5 protein-coding genes and 1 pseudogene are annotated in these 7,751 nt (G+C 72.1%); 5 read left to right on the top strand and 1 reads right to left on the bottom strand.

The window, feature by feature from the left end; translation table 11 throughout:
• The coding region (locus M3Q23_07990; protein ID MDP9342026.1) for an ACT domain-containing protein at positions 1–2,401 on the top strand (2,401 nt) is incomplete at its 5' end.
• Here the strand turns inward: M3Q23_07990 and M3Q23_07985 are convergent.
• Positions 2,379–3,104, bottom strand: coding sequence for a DUF72 domain-containing protein (locus M3Q23_07985; GenBank protein ID MDP9342025.1), 726 nt, complete (start codon positions 3,102–3,104; stop codon positions 2,379–2,381). The genes M3Q23_07990 and M3Q23_07985 overlap by 23 nt on opposite strands.
• A gap of 82 nt (positions 3,105–3,186) precedes the next feature.
• On the opposite strand from M3Q23_07985, the gene M3Q23_07980 reads away from it, so the two are divergent.
• The 4 genes and pseudogenes from M3Q23_07980 to cysG form a co-directional block, all read left to right on the top strand.
• Positions 3,187–3,807 (top strand): dienelactone hydrolase family protein, encoded by a 621-nt coding sequence (locus M3Q23_07980; GenBank protein MDP9342024.1) that lies wholly within the window; start codon positions 3,187–3,189, stop codon positions 3,805–3,807.
• Between the two features lie 51 nt (positions 3,808–3,858).
• The gene (locus M3Q23_07975; GenBank protein MDP9342023.1) at positions 3,859–4,101 is read left to right on the top strand and encodes a hypothetical protein; all 243 of its coding nucleotides are present in this window, start codon (positions 3,859–3,861) and stop codon (positions 4,099–4,101) included.
• Between the two features lie 811 nt (positions 4,102–4,912).
• A pseudogene (locus M3Q23_07970) lies at positions 4,913–5,770 on the top strand (nitrite/sulfite reductase).
• Between the two features lie 740 nt (positions 5,771–6,510).
• Positions 6,511–7,751 (top strand): siroheme synthase CysG (gene cysG, locus M3Q23_07965; protein MDP9342022.1); only part of this gene is annotated, 1,241 nt, incomplete at its 3' end.

Here is a 7,751-nt window from a genome sequence, read left to right as displayed (position 1 = left end):
GCGCCGGGCCGCGATGGTGGACGAGTCCCTCCGGGAGCTGTTCGCCGCGGCGGATGCGCCGCCCGGGCTGGGCCTGGTGGCGCTGGGTGGCTATGGGCGGGGCGAGCTCGCCCCCGCGTCAGACCTCGACCTGTTGGTGCTGCACGGCTCGAGGCGGTCCGACCAGGCCCGGGCCGCGGCCGAGCGGCTGTTCTATCCGCTGTGGGACGCGGGCTTCACCGTGGGCCATGCCGTCCGAACCGTCCGCGACTGCCAGGCCCTCGCGGCCGCGCGGCTCGACGCGGCCACGGCCCTGCTGGACGCTCGGCTCCTGGCGGGCGACGAGGAACTGTTCACCCGGATGCGGGACCGGGTCCTGGCGGACGTCCGGTCCGACGCGGAGGGGTTCGTGGGCAGGCTCCGGGACGCCGCGACCGAGCGCCGGGCTCGATTCGGTTCCGTGTCCCATCTCCTGGAGCCCGACGTGAAGGAGGGGGCCGGCGGCCTCCGCGACGTCCACACCATCCGGTGGGCGGGGATCGCCACGACGGGGGAGGGGATGCACGGCCTCGAGGCGGCCGGATCGCTTCGCGGGTCGGAGCGGGGAGCGTTGGAGTCTGCCGAGGACTTCCTGATGCGACTCCGGAGCGCCCTTCAGCTGGAGTCGGGCAGAAAGATCGATCGGGTTCACCTGGACTACCAGCCCTCGTTGGCGTCGGTGCTGGGGTTCGAGGACGAGCCCGGCCTGCCGGCCGTGGACGGGTTGATGCGGGCCACGTTCGAGCACGCCCGGCAGGTGGAGCACGTCTTGGATCACGTTCTGGCCCGGCTGTTGCAACACGATGCAATTGCAGGTGGCGGCACTCGCAACGAGTTGCAATTGGGAACGCCCGCGGATGCAATGGCCGCGTTCGCGCGGGCGGCGGAGGGCCCGGCGCCGCTGTCGCCTCAGCTCCTCGACGAGGTGGAGGGGTTACCGCTGCCCGAGGAGGTCCCGTGGTCCGCCGACGTCCGCGATGCCTTCCTTCGGATCGTCCGAGCTGGGGAGCGGGGCGTGGCCACGCTCGAGGCCATGGATCGCGTCGGGGTGCTGACCCGGTTTCTGCCGGAGTGGGAGGCAGTGCGGTGCCGGCCGCAGCGGGACCCCTATCACCGCTTCACGGTGGACGTGCACCTGCTGGAGACGCTGGGGGCCGTGGCCCGGACGCTGGAGCGCCCTCCGGGCGACGACCCGGTGGCGGTCCGTGCGGCCGCGGCGGTTCGGGACCAGGACGGGCTCCTGCTCGGGGCGCTCCTGCACGACATCGGCAAGACCGGCCGGGGCGGGCACGTGGAGGCCGGTGCCCGGATCGCCACGGCCGTGCTCGACCGGATGGGAATCCAGGAACCGTCCCGTGGACTGGCCGGGTTCCTGGTCGAGCACCACCTCCTGCTGTCCGACACGGCGGTTCGCCGGGACCTGGAGGACGAGGACCTCGTGCTGGACGTGGCGGCGCGGGTGGGGGACCCGGAGCGGCTCGCGGCCCTGTACCTGCTCACGGCGGCCGATGCCTGGGCCACGGGGCCCCACGCCAGCACGCCGTGGCGGCGAACCCTGGTTCGGGAGCTCGTGGCGAAGGTCCAGCACGTCCTGGAGCGCGGCGACATGGGGGCGGAGACGGCCACCCGGCTCACCGAGCGCGCCGCGGCCATCCGGGAGTGGCTCGCAAAGGAGGACCCTGCCGAGGTGGAAGCGTTCCTGGCCTCGGTGCCTCGCGGCTACGTGCTCGCCGTGTCGCCGGAGGCGGCGGCCCGTCATTTCCGGCTGGTTCGCCCGGTTCCCGGGGCCGTGGAGGTGCGCACCGCGGCCGAGCCCGGATCGCGGGCGGGGACCTACGCCCTGACCGTGGTGGCCAGGGACCGCCCCGGCTTGCTGGCCCGCATCGCCGGGACCTTGGCGCTGTCCGGACTGTCGATCCTGTCGGCCCAGGTGTTCACCACGGAGGCCGGTGTGGCAATCGACCTGTTCGATGTGATCGGCGCGTTCCAGGGAGGGGTGGACGAGGAGCGGTGGCGCCGATTCCGAAGCCTGCTCCGCCGCGCCGTGGAGGGGCGCCTGTCGCTCGAGCACCGGGTCCGGGACAAGCGCCGCAGCTACCCGCCCCCCAAGCAGGGCATCCCCGTGAAGGTGACCGTCGACAACGGCGCGTCGGACTTCTACACCGTGATCGAGGTGGAAGCCGCCGATCGGATCGGGCTGCTGTTCGACGTGACGCGGACGTTCGCGGACCTGGACCTCGACGTCCACGTGGCCAAGGTGGCCACCTACGGCGAGCGGGTCGTGGACGCCTTCTACGTGCGCGACGTGCTGGGGCGGAAGGTCGAGGACCCCGAGGCCATCGCCGAGATCGAGCAGGCAGTCACGGCCCGCCTGTCCGACTAGCTCCCAGCAGCTCCGCCAGGCGCAGGGCGTACGCCGGGCCGATACCCTTCTCCTCGTGCTTGAAGTAGCAGTACACGTCGCGGCCTGACTCCAGAGCGGCGCCGGCGCGGGCCGCCCACCCCGCGATCTCCTGGTCCGTGTACGCCTCCTTGCGCAGCCGCAGATAGCCGAAGGGCTCGAAGGAGTCCGGGCCGGCCGGCGTCTCGTCCGTCTCGGCCATGCACCACGCCACGCCGTGCTCGACCAGCAGCGGCCGGGCCTCCTCCCACGACGGGTGACGGAACTCCATGGCGAAGCGGCCACCCGCCGGTAGCACGGACAGGAAGCCCTCCGTCCGCTCCCGGTCGAACCGCAGGGTCGGCGGGCACTGGAACAGGATGGTCCCCAGCCGGTCTCCCAACCGGCGGGCTCGCTCCACGAAGAAGGCCACCGCGTCCCCGGCGTCGGCCAGCCGCAGCCGATGGGTGATGTTCTGGTGCGCCTTCAGGGTGAAGGCGAAGCCCTCCGGAGTCAGGGATCGCCACTGCTCGAGGGTCTTCTCCGAAGGGTGGTGGCGGAACGTGTAGTTGATCTCCACGGACCGGAACCGCGACGCGAAGTAGGGCAGCATCTCGCGGGCCTTCAGCCCCTCCGGGTAGAACACGCCGTTCTTCCACTCGTCGTAGGCGTAGCCTGAAGTCCCGAGGTATAGGGTTCCTGCCACGGCGGCCCGATTCTCCCACGCACCACCAGGAGGCTCGATCGTCACGGAAGAACGGATCACGCTGGAGACTCCCAAGGGGGACGTGAGCGGGCTGTGGGCGTGGCCGCCCGGCGCGCGGGCCTGCGTGGTGGTCGCGCACGGCGCGGGCGGCGACATGACATCGCCGTTGCTGGTCGGGTTCACCACCTGCCTGAACGAGGCCGGGTTCGGGACGCTCCGGTTCAACTTCCCGTACTCCGAACAGGGGAGGAAGGCCCCGGATCGCGCTCCGGTGCTGGTGGCGACATCGCGGGCCGCCCACGACCTCGCCGTGGCCCGAGCCGGCAAGAAGCACGTGTTCGTGGGCGGCAAGTCGATGGGCGGGCGGATCGCCTCCATGGCGGTGGCGGAGGGGATGCCGGCCGACGGCCTGATCTTCCTGGGGTATCCGTTGCACCCGCCGGGGCGGCCCGACCGGCTTCGAGACGAGCACCTGTACCGGATCCGCGTCCCCATGCTCTTCATCGAAGGAACCGAGGACCCGTTCGCCCGGTTCGACCTCCTGAAGGAGCTCACGTCCAAGCTCGGCCGGTGGGCGGTGCTGCATCCCGTCGAGGGTGGAGACCATTCCTTCCGGGTTCGGGCGAACCGCCTCCCCGACCACGAGATCGGGAGGTTGGTCGGGTCGGTGGTGGCTCGGTTCATGCAGAGCGCCCAGGTCTAGCCCGTGCCCAGGAAGCACCGCTCGGCTCGAGACCGCGAGGAACCTCCTAAGGTGGTCGAGCCCCGGTGGGCCCCGCCGCCGTGGGCTCTCGCGTCGGACGTGGAGGTCCGGGCCGTCAGCGGCGACAAGGCGTATCGCTGCCCCGGGTGCGACCTGGAGATCCGAAAGGGCGTGCCGCACCTGGTGGTGGTCCCTCTAGGCGACCCCTCCATGCGCCGCCACTGGCACACTGAGTGCTGGCGGCGAGAGCTCCGAAGAACAGGCGGCAGCTTCCGGGGTGGGGCCTGGGGGTGAGGGTAGGATCGGCGCCGGGATGGGCATCCAGACCACGGACCACGCCGAGGCCGACGCCGCCGGCACCCATCGGCACTCCCGAACCCATCGGCACTCCCGAACCCGCCATTGCTTCGTGCGCCACGGCGGCGGAGTCCCGGCGCCCGTCCTGCCCGGTCTGCTCGGCGCCGATGGAACCGGAGCACGCCCACCACAAGTGCCCGGCGTGCGGCTACATCGAGCCCTGCTGCGGCTGGTAGCCGGGCTGGCGCCGGGCTGCCTGGTCGGCCGCGGGACCGCTTCCCGCCGCCGGAACCATCGGCCGCCACTAGCTTCACACTGGGGGCGACCCGGGGTAGAAACCGAAATCCATCCAGGAGATAGGAATTTGATCCGAACGCGTTGTGCCGGAGTGGTTGGGGTCATGATCCCGAGCCGCATGTGCTGTTGCCTTCCCTGCGCCTGTCCCGAGGCGCGGAGGTTCGTGCGGTCGTAGACGACACACCGGGAGCACCACACCAGAGGCCGCGCGAGCGGCCTTTTTTCTTTTTGGCCCGAGGAACGCGAGGACACAGAGCGACGTGGGGAAGCGATGAGCGAGGACCGGAAATACGGGGGAGGGGAGCGGCGACCCCTGCCGCCCCCGCCCACCTGGGAGCAGGTCCTGGAGCGGAACTCCATCGAGCGGCTGAAGCAGGAGAAGCCGCCGGTCCGCATCCTGGAGGAGCTCGACGCGCTGGGCAGCAGCCACTACCTGGACGTGTCCGAGGAGGACATCGTCCGCCTCAAGTGGTACGGCCTGTACCACGACAAGCCCAAGGTCGGGAGCTTCATGCTCCGGATCAAGGTCCCCGGCGGGTTGCTGCCGCCGGAGAGCCTGCGGGCCGTCGGCGAGCTGTCGATCCGCTACGGCCAGGGGTTCGCGGAGCTCTCCACCCGCCAGAACGTCCAGTTGCACTTCATCTCGCTCCCGGACGTGCCGGCCATCCTCGACCGACTCGGCGAGGCCGGGCTGACCACGGCCGGCGGTTGCGGCGATGCCGTCCGCAACATCACCGGCTGCCCGCTGGAAGGGGTACTGGCCGACGAGGCCTTCGACGCCACGCCGGTGGTGGAGGAGGCCGCCAACTTCTTCTACGGCCATCCCGAGTACATGGACCTGCCGCGCAAGCACAAGATCACCATCTCGGCCTGTCCCTCCCAGTGCGACATGCCCGAGATCAACTGCGTCGGGCTGATCGGGGTGGTGCGCGACGGCGTGGACGGGTTCGCGGTGCGCGTGGGCGGCGGGCTGTCCACGGTCCCCCGCATCGCCCGTGACCTCGGGGTGTTCGTTCCCAAGGACGAGGCCGTCGAGGTGCTGCGGGCCACCCTGGACGTGTGGAAGGGGGACCTCCGGTACCGCCTGTCCCGGGTGAAGGCCCGCATGAAGTTCATGGTGGACGACTACGGCGCCGACGGGATGCGGGCCCGGATCGAGGCGCGGCTGGGGCGCCGCCTGGCGGACTTCGAGGCCCCGCCCTCCGCCGGCTTCGCCGACCACATGGGCGTGCACGAGCAGAAGCAGGCGGGCGTCTTCCACGCCGGCGTGCCCGTACCCGTGGGCGTGATCACCGGCGAGCAGATGGTCCAGGTCGCCGACCTGGCCGCGTCCGTCGGCGGCGACGTCCGCCTCACCAAGCAGCAGAACTTCGTGATGACGGGCATCCCGGAGGGCCGGCTCTCGGAAGCGACCGACCGCCTGGCGGAGATCGGGTTTCCGATGGACGCGAACCCCTTGCGCGCCACCGCGATCGCGTGCACCGGCGAGCCGCACTGCAACCTTCGCCGTCACCGAGACCAAGGGCAAGATGCAGCAGCTCCTGACCCACCTGGAGGACCGGTGGGGCACGCGCCTCGGGAACTTCCGGGTGAACCTCGACGGATGCCCGCACGCGTGCGCGCTGCACTGGGTGGGCGACGTCGGGCTGATGGGGACGACGGCCCGGGAGGCGGTCCTGGTGGCGGAGGCGCTGGCTCTGTCGGAGCAGCTGCCGCTCGGCGAGGCGCGGGCCACCTACCAGGAGATCGCCTGGGCGGCGGACCAGGGCGAGGTTCCCGACGAGCTGTCGGAGCGGGTCGGGGAGCTGCTGGCGCTTTCCCTCGAGACCGGCCGGGCCCGCTCGGAGCATGGTCCGGCCGGCGTGCGGGCCCTCACGGCGATCTGGCGGGAGACCCCGCAGGGGAGGCGCCAGGCCGAGGACCTGGACGGCCTGAACGAGGCCCTGGGCGCGCTGCGCGGCCTGCCGGTGGGCACGGTCCGGATGGCGGCCTCGGGTCCCGGGGCGTCGCCGTCACCCTGGCAGCGGGAGACCTGGAGATGCGGCTCGCCCTGGACCGGGCCGGCATCCGGCTGCGAAGCCTGAACGTGGGCGGGGGAGGGGTGGGCGAGTGAGCACACAGTTCGGCTACCCCATCTTGCTGGACCTGATCAGGCGGCGGACCGTCGTGATCGGCGAGTTCGCGGTGGCCCAGGGCAAGGTGGAGGGTCTCCTGGCCGCGGGTGCCGACGTCACGGTCGTGGCCACCGGACCGGAGGACTTCCTGGACGCCCTGGAATGGGAGCCCTCCGTGACCGTGCTCCGCCGCGAGTACCGGCCGGGGGACCTGGCCGGCGCGTTCCTGTGCGTGGCGTCGTCGAGCGACGGCGACGAGCGTCGGGCCGTCTTCCACGAGGCCGGGCAGCGGGGTGTGCTGCTGAACGTCATGGACGACCCCGCCCACTGCGATTGGGCCGCCCCCGCACTCGTCCGTCGTGGACCGCTGACCATCGCCATCTCCACGGGCGGCCGCTCACCGGCCCTGGCCCGGCGGCTCCGAGAGGAGCTGGAGGAACGGTACGGCCCGGAGTGGGAGAAGCTGGTGGAGCTCCTGGGGGAGGTCCGGGACGAGACGCTGGCGGGGCTCCCCGACTACCAGGAACGAGCCCGCCGGTGGCGGGACGCGCTCGACCTCGAGGAGCTGGCGGCGCTGGTCCGGGAGGGCCGCTCGGACGAGGCCCGGCGCCGGTTGGTGGAGCGCCTGACCGGGGCGCCGGCTCCGATGAGCGGGATCGTCTACCTGGTGGGGGCGGGGCCCGGTGATCCCCGCCTGCTGACCCTTCGCGGCGCGGAGGTCCTTCGAACTGCCGACGTCGTCGTCTACGACCGCCTCGCTCCCGCCGCGCTCCTGGACCTGGCTCCTGGCCGGGCGGAGCTGGTCGACGCCGGCAAAGCGCCGGGCCGGCACAACCTGGAGCAGGAGGAGATCAACCACGTCCTGGTGGATCGGGCTCGCCGGGGCCTCAGGGTGGTGCGGCTGAAGGGCGGGGACCCGTTCGTGTTCGGGCGGGGCGGCGAGGAAGCGCTGGCCTGCGCCCAGGCCGGGATCCCGTTCGAGGTCGTCCCCGGCGTGAGCGCGGCCATCGCGGCGCCGGCGTACGCGGGGATCCCGGTCACGCACCGGGGCGTGGCCGCGAGCGTCGCCGTCGTCACGGCCAACCTGGCCGGCGGAGGGACGCCGGAGCTGGCCCGTCTTGCCGGCGCCGCCGACACGCTGGTCGTCCTGATGGCGGCCGGGAAGCTGGAGGAGTTGTGCGGCGCGCTGGTCCAGGCGGGCCGCCCGCCCCACGAGCCCGCTGCCCTGATCGAGTG

The sequence above is a fragment of the Actinomycetota bacterium genome (assembly GCA_030774015.1).
GTDB lineage: Bacteria > Actinomycetota > UBA4738 > UBA4738 > JACQTL01 > JALYLZ01.
The sequence above is the reverse complement of the archived record's forward strand: the minus strand, read 5'-3'. Positions and strand labels throughout refer to the sequence as shown.